The organism is Luteimonas sp. A478 (assembly GCF_054052025.1).
Genome location: NZ_JBSVRF010000002.1, coordinates 577,779 through 595,219, shown reverse-complemented (window position 1 = coordinate 595,219; position 17,441 = coordinate 577,779). Strand labels below are relative to the sequence as shown.

Here is a 17,441-nt window from a genome sequence, read left to right as displayed (position 1 = left end):
CTCCAAAATCACAGCAGCATGCGCCGCATGTCTTCCATCAGCTGCGCCAGATAGACGGTGAAGCGCGCGGCGGCGGCGCCATCGATCACGCGGTGATCGTAGGACAGCGACAGCGGCAGCATCAGGCGCGGCTTGAACTCCTGGCCGTTCCAGACCGGCTTCATCGCAGCGCGCGAGACGCCAAGGATGGCCACCTCCGGCGCATTGACGATCGGGGTGAAGCTGGTGCCGCCGATCCCGCCGAGCGAGCTGATCGAGAAGCAGCCGCCGGACATGTCGGCCGGGCCGAGCTTGCCGTCGCGGGCCTTCTTCGCCAGCTCCGAGGTTTCCTGGGCGATCTGGATCACGCCCTTTTTGTCGCAGTCGCGCACCACCGGCACCATCAGGCCGTTGGGGGTGTCTGCGGCGAAACCGATGTGAAAGTACTTCTTGAGCGTGAGCGTCTCGCCTGCGGCGTCGAGCGAGGCGTTGAATTCGGGGAATTTCTGCAGCGCGGAAACGCTGGCTTTCATCAGGAACGCCAGCATGGTCAGCTTGATACCGGCGCGCTCGTTTTCCTTGTTGAGCTGTTTGCGCAGCGTTTCCAGACCGGTGATGTCGGCCTCGTCCTGCTGGGTAACGTGCGGGATCATGGCCCAGTTTCGCGCCAGGTTGGCGCCGGAAATCTTCTTGATCCGCGACAGCGGCTTCTCTTCGATTTCGCCGAACCGGCTGAAGTCCACCTTCGGCCACGGCAGCAGGTCCAGGCCGGCGCCGCCCGCAGGCGCGCCCTTGCCCGTACCGCCGGCCAGCGCCGACTTCACGAACTTCTGCACATCCTCACGGGTGATGCGGCCACCGCGCGCACTGCCCTGCACCTGGTCCAGGTCGACGCCCAGCTCGCGTGCGAACAGGCGCACCGCGGGGCTGGCATAGGGCACCTTGCCCGGCAGGACGGCGTCGGCCTCGAAGCGCACCGGCGGCTCGCCGGCACCTGTCGGGGCGTGGTCGATGGCGGCCTTGGCGATGTTGTCCGGCTGCTTGCCCGGGGAGGCCGGCTCCACTGCGGGATCCTCTTCCTTATCCGCAGGCGCCTGGCCTTCGGGCTGGGCGCGATCGGCAGGTTCCGCGACGGCCTTGCCTGCGTCAGCTGAAGGCTTGGTTTCCGCGTCGCCGGAAGTCTCACCATCGTCCACTTCGATCACCGCGACCACGGCGCCTTCCGCGATCTTGTCGTCCACGGCGACCTTGACCTCCTTGATCACCCCGGAAAACGGCGACGGCACTTCCATCGTGGCCTTGTCGGATTCCAGCGTGACCAGACCCTGGTCCTTTTCAACGCGGTCGCCCGCCGCAACCAGCACCTCGATCACCGGGACATCGTCAAAACCACCGATATCAGGGACACGTGCTTCTTTCAGGTCGGCCATGCGGCACTCCGCGAGAACAAGGGGGACAGCCCCTTATTGTGGACGCATGCGCCCCGGGCGCCAACCGCGACAGCCGCGCTGCATGCGCCAACGCGCTTCACCCCGCCAGCACGCGCCTGAAGCCGTGATGAAAGCAGAGGGGGTGGTTTAACGTTTCGGCGAAACGGGATTCATGTGCGTTTGGAGAGGATGTGCGCGTCCGCCCCGCAGAGGGCGGCGTTGAAACATCATTACAAGAAGAGGAACCCCCACATGTCTATCCTGCACAACAAACTGACCATCGCTGCTGCCATCGCCCTGCTGGCCAGCCCCGCCGCGTTCGCCCAGGACAGCTTCGACCAGCGCAGTGACGCCGACTATGGCGGCAAGCGCGTGTCCATCGTTGGTGGCGTGACCCTGCTGGAGCCACACAGCAATCCTGCCGAGGGCATCGATATCGACGGCGGCCCGGCCCCGACCCTGAGCGCCACCTGGCACGTGGATGACAACTGGGGCGTGGAGCTGTGGGGCGCTGCGGACAGCTTCGACCATCGCGTGCGCGGGCCGGAGGGCAAGATCGGTACGGTCGAGCAGCAGCCCATCGCGCTGAGCGGCCAGTATCACTTCGGCCAGGCGGATCAGACTTTCCGTCCGTTCGTGGGGCTGGGTGTTTTCCAGTCGAACATCAGCGATGAGGATCTGAACCCGGGCGGCGATCACGTGAGCCTGGACACGCCGCGCGGTGCGATCGGGACGATCGGCGTGGATATGAACATCACTCCGACCTGGTTCGCGCGTGCGGATGCGCGCTACATGCGCTCGCGTGCGGATGTGAACGTGGCGGGTGTTTCGACCGGTGATGAGATCAAGCTGGATCCGTGGACGGTTGGCATTGGACTGGGTGCGCGGTTCTGATCTGAGCTGATCTGAGCTGATCTTTGGCGTTTCATGAGGCGGGCCCTGTTTGGGTCCGCCTTTTTTTGTGCGCGCCGGTGGATTTCTGTCGCCGCGAGCTGAGGGGCCCCGCCGTGGCCGCGAGCCTTTTCGGCGAATGTCCCCCGGCACCCGCCAAAGGCGCGGGCGCCTCCTCCTTTATTTCGCCGAAATGACTCCCGGCCACGACGGGGCTGGGCTTGCGGCGCGGGTGGCCCGTCGAGGTTCACCGCTTTTCGTTGAAACGCCGCGAATCCCGGTGCGTCGGGTGTCGATGCCCCTGGGTGCGAAATCAAGGAGGAGGAGATGGCCGCAGGCCATCGCCGGGGGACATTCGCATCCAGGGGTATCGGCACCCGGCGCCGCGCCGTTGTGTCAGACGGATTAGTTCGGCTTGACCGGCGGACTCTCGCGCTCCGGCGCCTGGATGTGCTCGCGATGCAGCAGGTAGATGCCGCTGGCCACGATGATTCCCGCGCCCAGCCAGGTCATCCGGTCGGGCAGTACGCCCCACACCGTCAGATCCATCAGCACCACCCACAGCAGTCCGCTGTATTCCAGCGGCGCGATCTGGGAGGCCTCGCCGAGGCGGAACGCATTGGTCAGCACCACCTGGCCCAGCGCACCGCTTACGCCCACCATCAGGAAGATCCAGATGTCTTCGCTGCGGATCGGCACCCAGCTGGACCAGCCCAGGACACCGGCTCCGACAGCCAGCATGGCGAGGAACCAGAACACCATGGCCTCGGTGCTGTCGCGCCGGGCCAGCACCCGCACCGTGATCGAAGCGAAGGAATAGCAGACCGAGGCGCCCAGCAGGGCGAGGCCGGCGGTGGTCAGCATCCCTTCGCTGGTGGGGCGCAGCACTACCAGCACGCCGAGCATGCCGACGCCGATCGCGGCCCAGCGTCGCGGGCCGACCTTTTCGCCCAGGATCGGTACCGCCAGCGCGGTGACCAGCAGCGGGGAGACGAATACGATCGAGTAGGCGGTGGACATCGGCATCCGCGCCAGGCCGTAGACGAACCCGACCATCATCAGGATGCCCAGCACTCCGCGCAGCAGGTGCAGCGGCCAGTGGATGTGCAGCAGGGTGTGCAGCCGGCGGCGGGCGAGGATCCAGCCAAGCACCAGCGGCAACGCCACCAGGCCGCGCATGGAGGCGACCTGCAGCGGCGGATAGTCAACGCCGAGCCACTTCATGCCGCCGTCCATGAACGCGAACAGCAGCACCGCCAGCAGCATCAGCAGGATTGCGCGACGGCTTTGGTCGTGGGCGTGGGGCATCGGGACAGATTATCAGCTAGCCGCCCGCCTTGACCTGCCTCGCGGCGGAGGGGATCGTTGGGCGCCCAGATTCCCGTCCCCTCATGTCAATTGACCTGCTCGAAGCCGACCCCATTGCCCGCACCCGCCAATGGCTGGAACGCGCGGTGATCGGCCTGAACCTGTGCCCGTTCGCCAAGGCCGTCACCGTGCGCGATCAGGTGCGCTTCGTGCTCAGCGACGCTGCTACGCCAGAGACACTGCTGGAGGCGCTGGCCAATGAGCTCATCCATCTGCGCGAGGTGCCGGCCGATGAAACCGACACCACCCTGCTGATTCACCCGCAGGTGCTGGGCGATTTCCTGGACTACAACGACTTCCTCGATCTGGCCGACGCGCTGGTGGAAGACATGGGCCTGGAGGGTGTGCTGCAGGTGGCCAGCTTCCATCCCGACTACCAGTTCAGCGATACCGATCCGGACGACATCACCAACTTCACCAATCGCGCGCCCTACCCCACCCTGCACCTGCTGCGCGAGGACAGCGTGAGCCGGGCGGTGGAGGCGTATCCGGATCCGGACGTGATCGTGCAGCGCAACCTGGACACTCTGGAACGGCTGGGACACGAGGGCTGGCGGAAGCTGTTCATCGGCTGAAGGCGGCCAGCCAAACATAAACAGCTATTGATATGATTAGGGAGTCGCACTGCAGGCTCCTTTCATGCCGCATTCCCACATTTCGCACGGCCCGCATGACGGCCACGACCACCACCACGACCATTCCCACGCGCCGGAGGTGTCCGCGCGCAACGAGCGGGTGGTGCTGACCGCGCTGGTCCTGACCGCCTCGTTCATGCTGGTCGAGCTGGCGGGCGGGCTGCTGTCGGGCTCGCTGGCGCTGATTGCCGATGCGGGCCACATGCTCACCGACGCCGCCGCCCTCGCCCTGGCCTGGGTGGGTTTTCGCATCGGTCGCCGCGCTTCCGATTCGCGCCGCACCTTCGGCTACATGCGCATGGAGGTGCTGGCCGGGCTGATCAATGCGTTGACCCTGTTTGCGCTGGTGGCATGGATCGCCTGGGAAGCCGTACAGCGCCTGCGCCAGCCGGTGGAAGTGCTGGCCGGGCCGATGTTGGCGGTGGCGGTGGTGGGGCTGCTGGTGAACATCGCCGTGTTCGCGATCCTGCACCGCGGCGACCGTGACCACGTCAATATCCGCGGGGCGATGTTGCACGTGATCGGCGACATGCTGGGATCCGTCGCCGCCATCGCGGCCGCCGTCACCATCCACCTGACCGGGTGGATGCCGATCGATCCGCTGCTGTCGGTGCTGGTCTGCCTGCTGATCCTGCGCGCCGCCTGGTCACTGATGCGCAACGCCTTCCACATCCTGATGGAGGGGGCGCCGCCGGATATCGACATCAAGGTGTTGCGCCAGCATCTGCTGCAGACCGTGCCCGGCGTGGTCCAGGTGCAGCACGTGCACGTGTGGTCGATCACCTCCGGCAGGGTGCTGGCCACGCTTGAACTGGGGCTAGCGCCAGACGCGAACCCCCGGCTCGCTGTCCCGGCGGTCAAGCGGACGCTGGAGGAACGCTTCGGGATTGGCCATGCCACCGTCGAGGTGCTGTACGACCTGCCCGCCCCGTGCGCCCTGGATCCCGCTGCAGAGGGGCCGCACGCATGACCGCGGGCAACGATCCGCGCATCGGCACCGTGGCCGCCGTCTTCCGGCTGCTGGGCGACCCCACCCGCCTGCGGGTGCTGCTGGCGTGTCTGGACGGCCCCATCGCGGTGGGCGACATCGCCGCCCGCATCGGCGCATCCCAGCCCCTGGTCAGCCACCACCTGCGCCAGCTGCGCGAGGCGCGCATGGTGCGGGGCGAGCGCCACCAGCGCCGGATCCTCTACGCCACCGCCGATGCACACGTCAGCGGCATGCTGATCGACATGCTTGAACATGCCGGGGAAGAATCCTGCCCGGAGCCGTGAGCGGGGCGGGGAGTGCATGCACTCCCGGATTGGATGCGGTAGGACACCGGGGTCGGATGGTTACCGGGAACGTCGATCCCGGGATCACCCGGACCGGAACTGCGCCCGACTCGCAAAATTTGCCGCGCGGCACCTGGTAGGAGCGCGCCATGCGCGCGAAGCCGCGTGAACCCTGGTGTCGCGCGAGGCTTCGGCTACAACGTTGCGTCCGAAGGAACCACCCAGCCACACGTCACGCGGCTTCGCGCGCATGGCGCGCTCCTACGGGGTGGGATTGCACTTGGAACATTTCGCGTACCTACGGGGTGGGGTTGCCCTGGAAGATGAGGTCGCGCTCGGCGGCGTCGAGCGGGCGCCATGCGCCCTCGGGCAGGTCGCCCAGCTCCAGCGCGCCCACGTGGCTGCGGTGCAGGGCCTCCACGTGGTTGCCCACCGCGGCAAACATGCGCCGCACCTGGTGGTAACGGCCCTCGGTGATGGTCAGCCGGGCGCGGCGTTCATCCAGCGGCTCCAGATGCGCCGGCTGCAGCGGGGTCTGCTCCGATTCCAGCATCAGCGTGCCGCTGGCGAACAGCGCGGCCTCGTCACCGCGCAGCGGTTCGACCAGCGTCGCTTCATAGGTCTTCGGGATCTGTGAGCGTGGCGAGATGATCCGGTGCAGTAACTTGCCGTCATCGGTCAGCAACAGCAGGCCGGAGGTGTCCCGGTCCAGCCGTCCCACCGTGGACATCAGCGGCCTGCGCAGGCGGAAGCGATCCGGCAGCAGGTCATAGACCAGCGCGCCCGGATCCTTGGTGGAACAGGTATGACCCACCGGCTTGTGCAGCATCAGCAGCTGGCCCTGCGGCATATCCAGTGGTTCGCCATCAATGCGCACATCCGCATGTGCCATGCGGTCATCGGCGTAGAGCACCTCGCCGGCGGCATCGGTGATGCGGCCTTCGCGGAACATGCGCGCCACTTCCCTGCGGCTGCCATAGCCCAGGTTGGCGATCAGCCGGACCAGCTTCATCGTTCGGTCCTGGCCGGCCTGCCCTTGTCTGCCCGGATCACCTTGAAGCCGCCGCGTTCGGCCACGACTTCGATCTGGCTGAAGCGTTCGCCCAACACCTGTTCGTACGGCAGCTGGCGATTGGCCACCAGCCACAGACTGCCGCCGGGGGCCAGCGCCTGTGCGGCGGCGGCAATGAAAGCGCGACCGATCTCCGGGCGCGCAGCGCGGCCGTGGCCGTGGAACGGCGGGTTGCTGATGATCACGTCATAGGTGTCCGGCAGGCCCGCGGTCACGTCGTGCCAGCGGAAATCCAGTGCCGCCCGTTCCGCATGTGGGGCCATGTTATCGCGCGCCAGATCCAGCGCCCGGGCCTCGGCCTCGTACAGGTGCAGCGAAGTGATCTTCGGGCAGCGCTGCAGCAGCGCGTCGGACAGGAAGCCCCAGCCGGCGCCCAGATCGGCGGCACGGCCGGCAAGGGTGCCCGGCAGGTGCTCGGCCAGCAGGGCCGAGGCCGGATCAATGCGCTCCCACGCAAACACGCCCGGCCGGCTGATGAAACGCCCCTCCATCGCGCTCCCGCCCAGGATCGGCCGCGGCACATCCAGCTTGCGCCACTGCGCAGCCAACTCCGCATCGCCGCCGCCCGCGTTGGGACGTACCCAGAACACCCGGCACTTGTGCTTGGGCACCGTGTTCACCGGCCCGGCAATGCGCACAAGGTCGCCTTCGATGGCCTTTGCGCCCTCGTTGTTGGGCACGCTGGCAATCACCACCGCGTCTTCGCCCTCGGCGCGGGCCACGGCCTCGGCCAGCAGCGCCCGGGCCTCGTCGCGCTGGCGCGGCGGCAGCACCAGCACCAAGGGGTGTCGGCTGTCGCCCTGCGGCTGCACGGGGAAACCCGCCCGCTCCAGCGCCTGCGCCTCGGGCTTGAAGCTCTGCTCGCACACCAGCCCCGGCCATGCCGACGGCACCAGCCCGTACCCCTGGCGCGCACGCAGAAACAGCGCTCCCGCCTGCGGCCACTCGAGGCGGCCGGTGAGGAATGGCATCAGCAGCGCTTCCAGCGCGGGATCGTCTTGGCGTATCGACATGGGCAGCGGTGTGCAAAGGAACGGACAGGGATTCTACGTGCACGCCGCGCAAACCGGATTTTCATCCCCCGGCAACGGCCCGGCCCGCAACGTGGGGCCCCACAGGTCAGGACTGCAAGGAGATCAACATGCGCGCACTTTTCGTCGGCGGCACCGTGGACAACAGCGAGCTGGATCTGGACGGCGAGGCCCCACCGCTGCGCTGGCCGCCGGATTCGGGTGGGCGCGAACCACGCTATCGGCTGCACCAGGTGGGCCAGCGCGATGGATCCACCGTCTTCGCCGTGTACGCCGCGCGGGACATGGCGGGGGCAGATGTGGACCGGGTCATCGAGGAGCGCGCTTACGCCCGCCGTTTCGAAGCTCAGCCGGCGCCACCGCGTTAGACACAAGTCTCAGCGGGAGGCCGAAACCCGCTCGATACTGTGGTCGGCCTCGCGCACCCAGACGTTGATTTCCGGGCCCACGCCGGTGCGCCCGCCCAGCGTCGGCGCCTGGCCTTCCGGCTGGCGGGGCTCGAACACCACTTGGGACACACCCTCCACCGGCGGGTTGACGTGCACGATGTAGTCGGCGAGCCGCGCGTCCGGCTCGTTCTCGGCGAACGCTTCCAGGGCAGCTGCAATCACCTGCACACGGCTGCCGTCGATTTCCAGCGCCCGGTCCTGCGCCTGCGCGGTGGGTGCGGCGAAGCCGGCAGTGACGAATGTATTCATGGTCAGGAGTCCTGCAAGGAAAAGAGTCTTCATGGCGTGTCAGCTGACGCGCGTACCTTCATGGATCAGCGTGTCCTGGCGCGTTGCCGAATCATACTTGCGGAAATCACCGCTCGGCGTGGAGACGTAGATCACCGGTCCCCAGTAACCGCCATCGGCCACGCGCTTGTCCTGCTGTGAAAACTGGTCGCTGTTGAAGTAGTCGTTGGCCTTGTCAGTGCGGGTGCCGTCGCGCGTGGAGTAGTCGGCGTGGCCGTGGTATGCGCCCTCCAGCGCCATGCCTTCCGGCTGGGGTATCTGGGACGGATCGAAGCCATCCAGCGTGCCGCCCATCGGCGTGCTGATGAAGTACTGCCCATCGGCACCCTCGAACACCAGTCCGCCATTTTCCAGATTGGCCTGGATCGACAGCGGATTGGAGTAATGCATCATCTCGATGGCGGCGATATCAGCGCTGGCAAACGGCCCGAGCGCGGTGCCGGGCGCCACCAGGGGCGCGACCTCCGCCACCTGCACGGGGACGGCGCGGCTGTCGGCAATGGCCTGGGCGCCAGCCTGGGCCAGGGCGTCGTCGGTCAGCTGCCCGCCGCGCTCCTGCGCCGCGATGAGGTCATAGGCCAGCTCGCGCTGCGGAGCGGTGGCGTCGGGCGCAGCAAGGCGCTCGGCCAGCTGCTGGTAGCGCACGTCGTCGCGCGCCTGCTGGTTGGCGTTGATGCCGGCTGCACTATCGACGACATGCGGGGAGGCTGCGGATACGGTCACGGCGCGGATTCCATTCGGCAAAGGTGCGTCGACCGTATCGCCGGCCCAGAACCGGCGACAAGCTGGGGCGTGCCCTAGAGCGGGTCAACCCTGCAGTTCACGCAGGGTCACCGAAGGCGGCGCGTCCAGCACGCGGCGGGTGGCGAACAGCCCGGCAGCCAGGGTCACCAGCATGCCCAGCGCGCCGCCGAAGGCTGCCATCAGCCAGTTCGGCGACCACGGCAGGTCGAACACCCGCGTGGCCACCAGGCCGGACAGCACCGAGGCGGCAACTGCGGCCACCAGGCCGGCCAGCAGGCCGATCGCGGCGAATTCCGACGCCTGCGCCAGCCGCAGCTGCCGGCGGCTGCCGCCCAGCACCCGCATCACCCCGCCTTCAAGCAAGCGCTCGTCCTGGCTGGCGCTGACCGCGGCCAGCAGCACCAGCACGCCGGCCGCCAGCGAGAACCAGAACACGGCCTGCACCACCACCGAAACCTGGTCGGCGGTGCTGCGCACCTGGGCCAACACGGCGTCGATGTCGATCACCGACAGGTTGGGGAAGCGTTCCACCAGTTCGGCAGTGAAACGCGGGCTGTCCGCCGGCACGCTGACCGCGGTGATCCAGCTGGCCGGATAGCCGTCCAGCGCGCCAGGCGACGCGAGGACGAAGAAATTTGGCCGGAAGCTCTCCCATTCCACCGCGCGCAGGCTGGTGACCGGCGCCTCGATGCGCTGGCCGGCGATATCGAACGTGACCCGGTCGCCCACCTTCCAGCCGAGCTGGCTGGCGAAGTTCTCCTCCACGGAAAACTCCGGAGCCGCCGTGTTACCCTGCCAGAACCGCCCGGCGGTCACCTTGTTGTCGTCGCGCAGTGACTCGGCCATCGACAGATTGAACTCCCGTTCGGCGCGACGTCGCGTTTGCTGGTCTTCGCCCGCATAGGTCTCCGCGCTGACCGGCTCGCCATTCAGGGCCACGTAGCGCGCCCGAATCATCGGAAACAGCTCCGGCGCAGCCACGCCCTGGCCGGCGATGAAGCCGCGCAGATCCTCCATCTGGTCCTGCTGCACGTTGACGATGAAACGGTTGGGCGCCTCTTCAGCCAGCGCCAGCTGCCAGCGGTCCAGCAGGTCCGTGCGCACGAAGGTCAGCAGCAGCAGGGCCATCAGTCCCAGCCCCAGCGCCGCCACCTGGGCCACGCTGGTGCCGGGACGGCGGCTGACATTGGCCAGGCCGTAGCGGAGGCTGCCACGCAGGCGCGAACGCAATCGGCGCACGGCTACGATCAGCCCCCAGGCCAGCAGGGCCAACACCGCAAGGGTGGCGAGGATTCCGCCCAGCATCGCCGAGGCCAGCGCCGGCGACCCGGCCTTGAGCCACAGCAGCGCGCCCAGCCCGACCAGCGCCGCCAAGGCCACGATCCATGCGCCCGGCTCTACCGGATCCAGGTCACGGCGCAGTACCCGCAGTGCCGGCACCCGGCGCAGCGCCAGCACCGGCGGCGCGCCGAAGGCCATCAGCACCACCAGGCCCACCGCATAGCCCTCCAGTGCCGGCATCCAGCCGCTGGAAGGCAGCGGCAGCCCGAGCGCCTGCGATACCCAGTTGGCCACCAGCCACTGCAGCCCGAATGCCAGCGCCACGCCCACCGTGCACGCCAGCAGGCCCAGCAACACCAGCTCGCCCACGTGGATACCCACCAGCGTGCGCTGGCTGGCGCCCAGGCAGCGCATCACCGCCGCCCCGGACAGATGCCGTTCGCTGTGCCGCCGTGCGGCCATGGCCACCGCCACCGCCGCCAGTACCACCGACACCATGGCTGCGAGCCCAAGGAAGCGGCCGGCACGGTCCAGCGCGGAGCGCACTTCCGGCCTCCCGTCCTCGATGGTTTCGATCCGCTGCCCGCGCTGCAGGGTGTCGCGGGCCCGGGCGACGAAACCTTCCACCGCGTCCGCATCGCCGGCCACCACCAGCCGGTAGCGCGCGCGGCTGCCCTCCTGCAGCAGCCCGGTCGCCGGCAGGTCGGCCAGATTCAGGAACACCTTCGGGGCTACGTTGAAGTAGTCGATCGATGCGTCCGGCTCCGCCGTGACCAGCGCTGTCAGCTGCAGGCTGAGTTCGCCCACGCCGACCTCGGCACCTACCTCAACGCCCAGCTGGTCAGCGCCAGCACGGCTTATCCAGGCCGTACCCGGCTCGGGCACCCCAGCCGCTTCGCGCTCTTCGCCACCCGGCGCGTCCACCAGGCGGAACGCTCCGCGCAGTGGATAGCCTTCGCCCAGCGCGCGCAGGTCACCCAGGCGCGGATCCTGCGTGCCTGCCGCCCCGCCGCCGAGGACCCGGATCATGCTGTCCAGCTCCACGGTTTCGGTCTGGTCCAAGCCCGCGGTACGCACCGCCTCGCGCAGGTTTTCATCAATCGGCGCGTTGGAGCGGATGATCGCGTCGCCGCCCAGCAGCCGGTTGGCCTCGGCCACCAGCGCCCGTCCGGCCCGGTCGGTGATGAAGCCCACCGCGCTCACCGCCACCACCGCCAGCACCAGCGCGGCCAGCATGATCCGCACTTCGCCCGCGGCCAGATCACGCCGCAGCTGGGTCCAGGCCAGGCGCGCGGTCCTCATGCGCCGGGCACCAGCCGTCCGCTGTCCAGCCGCAGCACCCGCTTGCAGCGCTCGGCCAGGTGGTCATCGTGGGTGACCAGCACCAGGGTGGTGCCGGCATCGGCGTTCATCGCGAACAGCAGTTCGATCACCTGCTGTCCGGTGCGGGTATCCAGGTTGCCGGTGGGCTCGTCGGCAAACAGCAGCGAAGGCCGGGTCACGAAGGCCCGGGCCAACGCCACCCGCTGCTGCTCCCCACCGGAGAGCTGGCGCGGGTAGTGGCCCAGGCGCTCGCCCAGGCCCACCTTGCGCAGCACCTCTTCGGCGGGGCCGCGCACCTCGCCATCGCCGCGCAGTTCCAGCGGCAGCATCACGTTTTCCAGCGCGGTCAGCGAAGGCAGCAGCTGGAAGTTCTGGAACACGAAGCCGACTTTCTCCGCTCGCACCGCCGCCCGGCCATCCTCATCCAGCACCGACAGCGGCTGGCCATCCAGCACCACTTCACCGGCGCTGGGAATGTCCAGCCCCGCCAGCAGCGAGAGCAGCGTGCTCTTGCCCGATCCCGAAGCGCCGACGATGGCGACGGTATCGCCATGCTCGACATGGAACCCGACGTCGTCGAGGATGGTCAGATCGCCCGAGGGCAGCGGCACGCGCTTGCCGAGCCCGGACACTTCGAGCACGTGCCGGGTGTCGGCCTGCGCCGGAATCGTATCGGCCATGAAGGATCCTGTTGTGGTCCGGCCTGACGGCGCAGGCGCGGCTTGCCGGCACGCCTGCCCGGCTCACGGACTGGAAAAAGGTAGATCGCAATGATCGCAGGATATCCGCCCCGGCGCGGCTGGTTGCAATGGGCCACAGGCGCCCTGTTGATGCTCGCCTGTGCACTGGCCCAGGCGCAGCCCTCGCCGCAGGTTGCCGCGGACGAAGGCGCCCGCACCATCCTGGTGATGGGCGATTCGCTCTCGGCCGGCTATGGCATGGCGGCGGAGGAAGGCTGGGTGTCGCTGCTGGCCGGGGAGCTTGCCACCAGTCATCCGGGCTGGCGCGTGGTCAACGCAAGCATCAGCGGCGAGACCAGCGCAGGCGGCGCAGCGCGGATCATCAGCGAGGCCTGGCGCCACCAGCCCGACGTAGTGGTGATTGCGCTGGGCGCCAACGACGGACTGCGCGGGCTGCCGCTGGCCGAGATGCGGCGCAACCTGGCCCGCATGATCGGCGTGGCCCGGCACGTGGATGCCCGGGTGCTGCTGGTGGGCATGCGCATGCCGCCCAACCTGGGCGCCGACTACACCCGCGGATTCGAACAGGTCTATCGTGATCTGGCGGAACTGTTCGATGTCAGCCTGCTGCCCTTCCTGCTCGAACCCATCGCGCTGGATCCGGAGGCATACCAGCAGGACAACCTGCACCCCACCGAGGTCGCCCAGCCGCGCATCCTCGAGCACGTCACGCCCGCTCTGCTACCACTGCTGGCACCGGAACCATGACCCCGCAACCCGCATGAATCCCATGGAGTCCCCCATGAAAACCTTCCTGACCACGCTGGCCCTGGCCTTCACGCTGTCCCTCGCCGGCTGCGCCACAGCGCCATACGCCGCCGACCCAGATGCTCCGCGATCGCTGGCCGGCGAAGGCCCGGTCACCGTCGAGTGGACGGATCCGGAGCAGTTCACCGAGATCCTGCACAGCCGCAACCGCTGGGAAGCCCGCCGCGGCACCTGGGTGGAAGACCTGGCAACGCACCTGCGCGATGGCGCCGCCGAACGGATCGCACCGGGCGAGCGCCTGCACTTCGTGATCACCGACATCCGCCGCGCCGGGGATTTCGAACCCGGCCGCGGCCACGGACAGATGGACCACGTGCGGATCATGCGCGACATCTACTGGCCGCGGATGACCCTTGAGTTCGCCCATTACGACGCCGCCGGCAACCTGATTGCCAGCGGCGAGCACAGGCTCAGCGACCCGTCCTACCTGTCCTCTCCTGCCCTCAGCCGCAACAACACCGACACGCTGCGCTATGAGAAAGCCATGATCGACCGCTGGCTGGGGCAGGAGTTTGGACGGGCGCGCTAGCGCACCACGTCCAGGAAGTGCAGGTGGCGCTGGTACTGGTCCAGCACGTCGTGGATCATTTCCTCGCGCTGCCAGCCCATCACGTCGTAGCCCTGCCCGCCCTCGCGCAGGTGCACCTCTGCGCGCCAGCTCTCGGGATCACCCCGGCGCCGCCGGCGCGGATCGGACAGCACGAAGGTCGGCGGGTCGTAGGCCTGCAGGTGCACTGAATAGAAGAAATCCATTTCTTCCCCGTGCCCGACCCGCAGCCAAGCGCGGCCGCCGCTCTGGTCATCGCTTTCCACCCTTGCCTGCACGCCCTGCGCGCCCAGCTCCGCCGCCACCGCCTCCAGTGCCGGACGGACCTGGCCGGCCAGGAACTCCACCACCTCGGCCCGGCGTGGCTGGCTAACCAGCCCGCGCAGCCTGCTCTGCCAGCGGCCCCCGGCTGCACCCTGAGGCAGCGCCCGCGCGTCGCGGATGCTGGCCTGCTTCATGTTGTCCAGGCGCAACGCCCGCAGCAGGCCCCAGCACATCAGCAGCATGATCACGGTGAACGGCAGCGCGCTGGCGAGCGTGGCGGCCTGCAACGCGCCCAGGCCACCGGCGATCAGCAGTGCGATCGCCACCGTGCCCTCCAGCAGCGCCCAGAAGATCCGCTGCCACACCGGCGACTCTTCCTCGAACTTCGAGGTGAGCATGTCGATCACCAGCGAGCCGGAATCGGAGGAAGTCACGAAGAAGATCGCCACCAGCAGGACGCCCAGGGTCGAGGTCACCGCGGTCAGGGGCAGCTCTTCCAGAAACCGGAACAACGCCACCGAGGTGTCCGCCGCCACCGCGTCCGACAGCCCGGTGATGCCCTCTATTGCCACCATGTGCAGCGCGGTGTTGCCGTAGACCGTCATCCACAGGAAGGTGAAACCCAACGGCACCAGCAGCACCCCGGTGACGAACTCGCGCACCGTGCGCCCGCGCGAGATGCGGGCGATGAACATGCCCACGAACGGCGACCAGGCGATCCACCAGCCCCAGTAGAACAGGGTCCAGCCGCCGAGCCAGCTGGTCGGCTCGTAGGCATAGAGGTTGAAGGTCATCGAAAACAGGTTGGACGCATACATGCCGGTGTTCTGCACGAGCGCCTGCAGCAAGTGCACCGTGGGCCCGGCGATCAGCACGAAGGCCAGTAGCACCACGGCCATGAGCATGTTCAGCTCCGACAGCCGCCGGATGCCCTTGTCCAGCCCGCTGACCACCGAGGCGGTCGCAATCAGGGTGATCACGATGATCAGGATCACCTGGGTCATCACCCCGACCGGGATCCCGAGCAGGTAGTTGAGCCCGGCGTTGATCTGGATGACGCCAAAGCCCAGCGACGTGGCCAGGCCGAACATCGTGCCCAGCACCGCGAAGGTGTCCACCGCGTGCCCGATCGGCCCGTAGATGCGCTCGCCGATCAGGGGATACAACGACGAGCGGATCCGCAGCGGCAGTCCGTGCCGGAACGCGAAATACGCCAACGACAGCGCCACCACGCCGTAGATCGCCCAGGCGTGGATGCCCCAGTGGAAGAAGGTGATCCGCATCGACTGGCGCGCGGCGGCCACGGTCATCGGATCGCCCACCGGCGGGTCCACGTAGTGCATCACCGGCTCGGCCACGCCGAAGAACATCAGGCCGATGCCCATGCCGGCGGCGAACAGCATCGCAAACCAGGTGACGTAGCTGTAATCGGGCGTGCTGTGGTCGGGTCCCAGCCTGATTTTTCCGAGACTGCTGACCGCCACGCCGACGATGAACACCAGGAACCCGGCCACCGCCAGGATGGTGAACCAGCCGGCCTCCTGGCCGACCCAGGCCTGCGCCGCGGTGAACATCGCCTCGGCCTGCGTGGGCACGACGAACGACATTGCCACCAGTACCGCCACCAGAATGGCGGCCGGATAGAACACCGGCGCCAGGATCGATGCGCGTGGTGGCGGCCCCTCTTCTTCCGTGGGTTTGTGTATTTCGTTCATCAATCCTTTCCCTTTACGTTGCGGAGCATCCACCGTGGTTGCCCACGGCCGCCACTCAGAAGAAGAAGCCGACGTTAACGTTCAACCGTGAACGCCAGCGGTCGGAACCCGGCTCGTCAATGCCAACACCAGCACCGCCAGCGAACCACATGTTGCGCCCCGCGATCCAGTCCACGTAGGTAAGCATGCGACCCTTCGAGAAGCTGCATCCGGTCACGTTCTGCCATGAATCCTCCAGGCCCGCATCGCTGCCCCGGGGCAGCGTACCGCTCAGATTGTTGTAACAGGTGATGCCGTCGAACCAGCCCGGGCGTTGCAGCTCCAAGGCGAGATTGACGCTGGGCACGTCGGCACTGGCAGCAATTTCAAACGGGAACATGAAGGCCGACAGCGCCATGCGGGGCTCAGGATTGCCATAGCGATAGCGCGCCCATTGCAGCTGCACCGTGGCCGGTCCGCGTTGCCACTGGCCATGCAACGCCGCAGCGCTGTGATCGTGATGACCACCTGCTTTCCGATCCTCGATCCTGCCGCTGAACGCCGATGCTCCCAGCGCAAGCGTTCCCCCGTTCCAGTCCAGCGCGCGCTCATAGCGCACGGCGACGCGACCGCGCTCGCGATATGGCAGTTCCGCGGTCGTGGCGACATCGAACGAGTACCGGTCGTAGCGTGATCCGGAGCCGTATTCGTCACCCGAGAACCATCCAAGGTGCCAGCGGTGGGGGCCGGATTCGTGCTCCCACACCACTCCGGGGTCGTAGTCGTCCTCGATTCCCAGGTAGTAGCCGGACCCGAACCAGAAGCTGTGCGAGGCATACGGCAGCAGACCGAACGGCACCTGCTGAACCCCGGCCCGCAGCTGCGATCCTTCCGCCACCTGCCAGCCGGCCCAGGCGTGATGGACCGCATCAAAACCGTCGTACCAGCGGTACTGCACCGAGAACGAGGCCCGCCCGGCATTGCCGCGCGCTTCCAGCCTCACCAGCTCCGGGTCGAATCCGGGACTGTCCGCATAGTCCAGCCACCCATAGCTGAAGCGGACCGCTCCCCCGAACTCCAGGCCATCCCCATCTGCCCACGCGCTGCCTGCCGCTGCCATGCCTGCCAGCAGCGCGACCTGTTTCCTCCACGCCTTTCCCGTCCGCCTGGCCACCGTCCCTTCCCTGCCCATGAAAGCGGCTTCAGGCTACAGTCTGCGCATCACCAGCCGCAAACTTTCCCATGACCGTCTATGTAGACGACGCCGTGACCCTCTGGCGCGGACGCCGCTGGGCCCACCTGATGGCCGACAACCTGGAAGAACTGCACGCCTTCGCGGCCCAGCTGGGCATGCCGCGGCGTGCCTTCCAGAACAAGACCAGCGGCGCCCATTACGACGTCACCGCGGAAATGCGGCTGCAGGCAATCGCGCTGGGGGCCATGCCGATCTCGCGCCACAAGGATCGTGAACTGGTACGCGCGGTGATTGCCAATGCGCGCGCCCAGGGCCGGGGCGAAGCCCAATAGGCCCGCTTCGCCGGTCCGCTCAGCCGGCGTTTTCCTTCGTGAGCCGGCAGCCGGGTTCATTTAACAAGTTCGGCTTTTCCTCTCACGCTCCGAATACAGGTTCATGCCCAGACTCCACTCCAACACCCCACGACG

The 17,441-nt window shown here is 67.7% G+C and carries 18 protein-coding genes; 8 read left to right on the top strand and 10 right to left on the bottom strand.

Features of this window, described 5'->3' with window-relative positions:
• Nucleotides 1-8: 8 nt before the first annotated feature.
• A complete protein-coding gene (locus ACW7G3_RS06385) occupies nt 9-1,409 on the bottom strand; it encodes a dihydrolipoyllysine-residue acetyltransferase (protein WP_456981789.1) in 1,401 nt (466 codons plus the stop codon).
• A 252-nt stretch (nt 1,410-1,661) separates the two neighbouring features.
• On the opposite strand from ACW7G3_RS06385, the gene ACW7G3_RS06380 reads away from it, so the two are divergent.
• Nucleotides 1,662-2,303 (top strand): OmpW/AlkL family protein, encoded by a 642-nt coding sequence (locus ACW7G3_RS06380; RefSeq protein WP_456981788.1) that lies wholly within the window; start codon nt 1,662-1,664, stop codon nt 2,301-2,303.
• Nucleotides 2,304-2,705: 402 nt separating this feature from the next.
• Here ACW7G3_RS06380 and ACW7G3_RS06375 read toward each other — a convergent pair whose 3' ends face one another.
• Nucleotides 2,706-3,608, bottom strand: a complete 903-nt coding sequence (locus tag ACW7G3_RS06375; protein ID WP_456975314.1) for a DMT family transporter — start codon at nt 3,606-3,608, stop codon at nt 2,706-2,708.
• A gap of 83 nt (nt 3,609-3,691) precedes the next feature.
• On the opposite strand from ACW7G3_RS06375, the gene ACW7G3_RS06370 reads away from it, so the two are divergent.
• The 3 genes from ACW7G3_RS06370 (at nt 3,692) to ACW7G3_RS06360 (ending at nt 5,578) form a co-directional block, all read left to right on the top strand.
• Nucleotides 3,692-4,243 carry a DUF1415 domain-containing protein gene (locus tag ACW7G3_RS06370; protein WP_456981786.1) on the top strand — a complete coding sequence of 184 codons (552 nt, stop codon included), beginning with the start codon at nt 3,692-3,694 and terminating at the stop codon, nt 4,241-4,243.
• A gap of 64 nt (nt 4,244-4,307) precedes the next feature.
• Entirely contained in the window at nt 4,308-5,273 is a 966-nt protein-coding gene (locus ACW7G3_RS06365; RefSeq protein WP_456981784.1) for a cation diffusion facilitator family transporter, read from the top strand.
• Nucleotides 5,270-5,578 carry an ArsR/SmtB family transcription factor gene (locus tag ACW7G3_RS06360; protein WP_456981782.1) on the top strand — a complete coding sequence of 103 codons (309 nt, stop codon included), beginning with the start codon at nt 5,270-5,272 and terminating at the stop codon, nt 5,576-5,578. The genes ACW7G3_RS06365 and ACW7G3_RS06360 overlap by 4 nt, the downstream gene beginning before the upstream one ends.
• 298 nt (nt 5,579-5,876) lie before the next feature.
• Here ACW7G3_RS06360 and ACW7G3_RS06355 read toward each other — a convergent pair whose 3' ends face one another.
• Together ACW7G3_RS06355 and ACW7G3_RS06350 are read right to left on the bottom strand one after the other, a co-directional pair.
• Nucleotides 5,877-6,590 (bottom strand): pseudouridine synthase, encoded by a 714-nt coding sequence (locus tag ACW7G3_RS06355; RefSeq protein WP_456975322.1) that lies wholly within the window; start codon nt 6,588-6,590, stop codon nt 5,877-5,879.
• A complete protein-coding gene (locus ACW7G3_RS06350; RefSeq protein WP_456981781.1) occupies nt 6,587-7,663 on the bottom strand; it encodes a class I SAM-dependent methyltransferase in 1,077 nt (358 codons plus the stop codon). Before ACW7G3_RS06350 ends, ACW7G3_RS06355 begins: the two co-directional genes overlap by 4 nt.
• 128 nt (nt 7,664-7,791) lie before the next feature.
• Here ACW7G3_RS06350 and ACW7G3_RS06345 point away from each other — a divergent pair, with 128 nt between their 5' ends.
• A complete protein-coding gene (locus ACW7G3_RS06345) occupies nt 7,792-8,049 on the top strand; it encodes a hypothetical protein (RefSeq protein WP_456981780.1) in 258 nt (85 codons plus the stop codon).
• A gap of 9 nt (nt 8,050-8,058) precedes the next feature.
• Here the strand turns inward: ACW7G3_RS06345 and ACW7G3_RS06340 are convergent, their stop codons facing one another.
• The 4 genes from ACW7G3_RS06340 to ACW7G3_RS06325 all read right to left on the bottom strand — a co-directional run bounded on the left by ACW7G3_RS06340 (nt 8,059) and on the right by ACW7G3_RS06325 (nt 12,446).
• Nucleotides 8,059-8,379 carry a hypothetical protein gene (locus tag ACW7G3_RS06340; RefSeq protein WP_456981778.1) on the bottom strand — a complete coding sequence of 107 codons (321 nt, stop codon included), beginning with the start codon at nt 8,377-8,379 and terminating at the stop codon, nt 8,059-8,061.
• 39 nt (nt 8,380-8,418) lie between these two features.
• On the bottom strand, nt 8,419-9,141 hold the full coding sequence (locus ACW7G3_RS06335; RefSeq protein ID WP_456981776.1) for a DUF4329 domain-containing protein: 723 nt from the start codon (nt 9,139-9,141) through the stop codon (nt 8,419-8,421).
• 84 nt (nt 9,142-9,225) lie between these two features.
• Nucleotides 9,226-11,745, bottom strand: coding sequence for an ABC transporter permease (locus ACW7G3_RS06330; protein WP_456981775.1), 2,520 nt, complete (start codon nt 11,743-11,745; stop codon nt 9,226-9,228).
• Nucleotides 11,742-12,446, bottom strand: coding sequence for an ABC transporter ATP-binding protein (locus tag ACW7G3_RS06325; RefSeq protein WP_456981774.1), 705 nt, complete (start codon nt 12,444-12,446; stop codon nt 11,742-11,744). Before ACW7G3_RS06325 ends, ACW7G3_RS06330 begins: the two co-directional genes overlap by 4 nt.
• 90 nt (nt 12,447-12,536) lie before the next feature.
• Here ACW7G3_RS06325 and ACW7G3_RS06320 point away from each other — a divergent pair, with 90 nt between their 5' ends.
• Together ACW7G3_RS06320 and ACW7G3_RS06315 are read left to right on the top strand one after the other, a co-directional pair.
• The gene (locus ACW7G3_RS06320; RefSeq protein ID WP_456981772.1) at nt 12,537-13,214 is read left to right on the top strand and encodes an arylesterase; all 678 of its coding nucleotides are present in this window, start codon (nt 12,537-12,539) and stop codon (nt 13,212-13,214) included.
• 34 nt (nt 13,215-13,248) lie between these two features.
• Nucleotides 13,249-13,803, top strand: coding sequence for a DUF3016 domain-containing protein (locus tag ACW7G3_RS06315; protein WP_456981771.1), 555 nt, complete (start codon nt 13,249-13,251; stop codon nt 13,801-13,803).
• Here ACW7G3_RS06315 and ACW7G3_RS06310 read toward each other — a convergent pair.
• Nucleotides 13,800-15,800, bottom strand: coding sequence for a BCCT family transporter (locus ACW7G3_RS06310; RefSeq protein WP_456981770.1), 2,001 nt, complete (start codon nt 15,798-15,800; stop codon nt 13,800-13,802). The genes ACW7G3_RS06315 and ACW7G3_RS06310 overlap by 4 nt on opposite strands.
• 55 nt (nt 15,801-15,855) lie before the next feature.
• On the bottom strand, nt 15,856-16,899 hold the full coding sequence (locus ACW7G3_RS06305) for a hypothetical protein (RefSeq protein WP_456981769.1): 1,044 nt from the start codon (nt 16,897-16,899) through the stop codon (nt 15,856-15,858).
• A 122-nt stretch (nt 16,900-17,021) separates the two neighbouring features.
• Here ACW7G3_RS06305 and ACW7G3_RS06300 point away from each other — a divergent pair, with 122 nt between their 5' ends.
• A complete protein-coding gene (locus tag ACW7G3_RS06300) occupies nt 17,022-17,306 on the top strand; it encodes a DUF4031 domain-containing protein (protein WP_456975345.1) in 285 nt (94 codons plus the stop codon).
• The last annotated feature ends 135 nt before the right edge of the window (nt 17,307-17,441 follow it).

Bases quoted from the DNA above. Each gene is read 5' to 3' on its own strand.
- ACW7G3_RS06385 (WP_456981789.1), bottom strand. From the start codon at position 1,409: ATGGCCGACCTGAAAGAAGCACGTGTCCCTGATATCGGTGGTTTTGAC.
- ACW7G3_RS06380 (WP_456981788.1), top strand. From the start codon at position 1,662: ATGTCTATCCTGCACAACAAACTGACCATCGCTGCTGCCATCGCCCTG.
- ACW7G3_RS06375 (WP_456975314.1), bottom strand. From the start codon at position 3,608: ATGCCCCACGCCCACGACCAAAGCCGTCGCGCAATCCTGCTGATGCTG.
- ACW7G3_RS06370 (WP_456981786.1), top strand. From the start codon at position 3,692: ATGTCAATTGACCTGCTCGAAGCCGACCCCATTGCCCGCACCCGCCAA.
- ACW7G3_RS06365 (WP_456981784.1), top strand. From the start codon at position 4,308: ATGCCGCATTCCCACATTTCGCACGGCCCGCATGACGGCCACGACCAC.
- ACW7G3_RS06360 (WP_456981782.1), top strand. From the start codon at position 5,270: ATGACCGCGGGCAACGATCCGCGCATCGGCACCGTGGCCGCCGTCTTC.
- ACW7G3_RS06355 (WP_456975322.1), bottom strand. From the start codon at position 6,590: ATGAAGCTGGTCCGGCTGATCGCCAACCTGGGCTATGGCAGCCGCAGG.
- ACW7G3_RS06350 (WP_456981781.1), bottom strand. From the start codon at position 7,663: ATGTCGATACGCCAAGACGATCCCGCGCTGGAAGCGCTGCTGATGCCA.
- ACW7G3_RS06345 (WP_456981780.1), top strand. From the start codon at position 7,792: ATGCGCGCACTTTTCGTCGGCGGCACCGTGGACAACAGCGAGCTGGAT.
- ACW7G3_RS06340 (WP_456981778.1), bottom strand. From the start codon at position 8,379: ATGAATACATTCGTCACTGCCGGCTTCGCCGCACCCACCGCGCAGGCG.
- ACW7G3_RS06330 (WP_456981775.1), bottom strand. From the start codon at position 11,745: ATGAGGACCGCGCGCCTGGCCTGGACCCAGCTGCGGCGTGATCTGGCC.
- ACW7G3_RS06325 (WP_456981774.1), bottom strand. From the start codon at position 12,446: ATGGCCGATACGATTCCGGCGCAGGCCGACACCCGGCACGTGCTCGAA.
- ACW7G3_RS06320 (WP_456981772.1), top strand. From the start codon at position 12,537: ATGATCGCAGGATATCCGCCCCGGCGCGGCTGGTTGCAATGGGCCACA.
- ACW7G3_RS06315 (WP_456981771.1), top strand. From the start codon at position 13,249: ATGAAAACCTTCCTGACCACGCTGGCCCTGGCCTTCACGCTGTCCCTC.
- ACW7G3_RS06310 (WP_456981770.1), bottom strand. From the start codon at position 15,800: ATGAACGAAATACACAAACCCACGGAAGAAGAGGGGCCGCCACCACGC.
- ACW7G3_RS06305 (WP_456981769.1), bottom strand. From the start codon at position 16,899: ATGGCAGCGGCAGGCAGCGCGTGGGCAGATGGGGATGGCCTGGAGTTC.
- ACW7G3_RS06300 (WP_456975345.1), top strand. From the start codon at position 17,022: ATGACCGTCTATGTAGACGACGCCGTGACCCTCTGGCGCGGACGCCGC.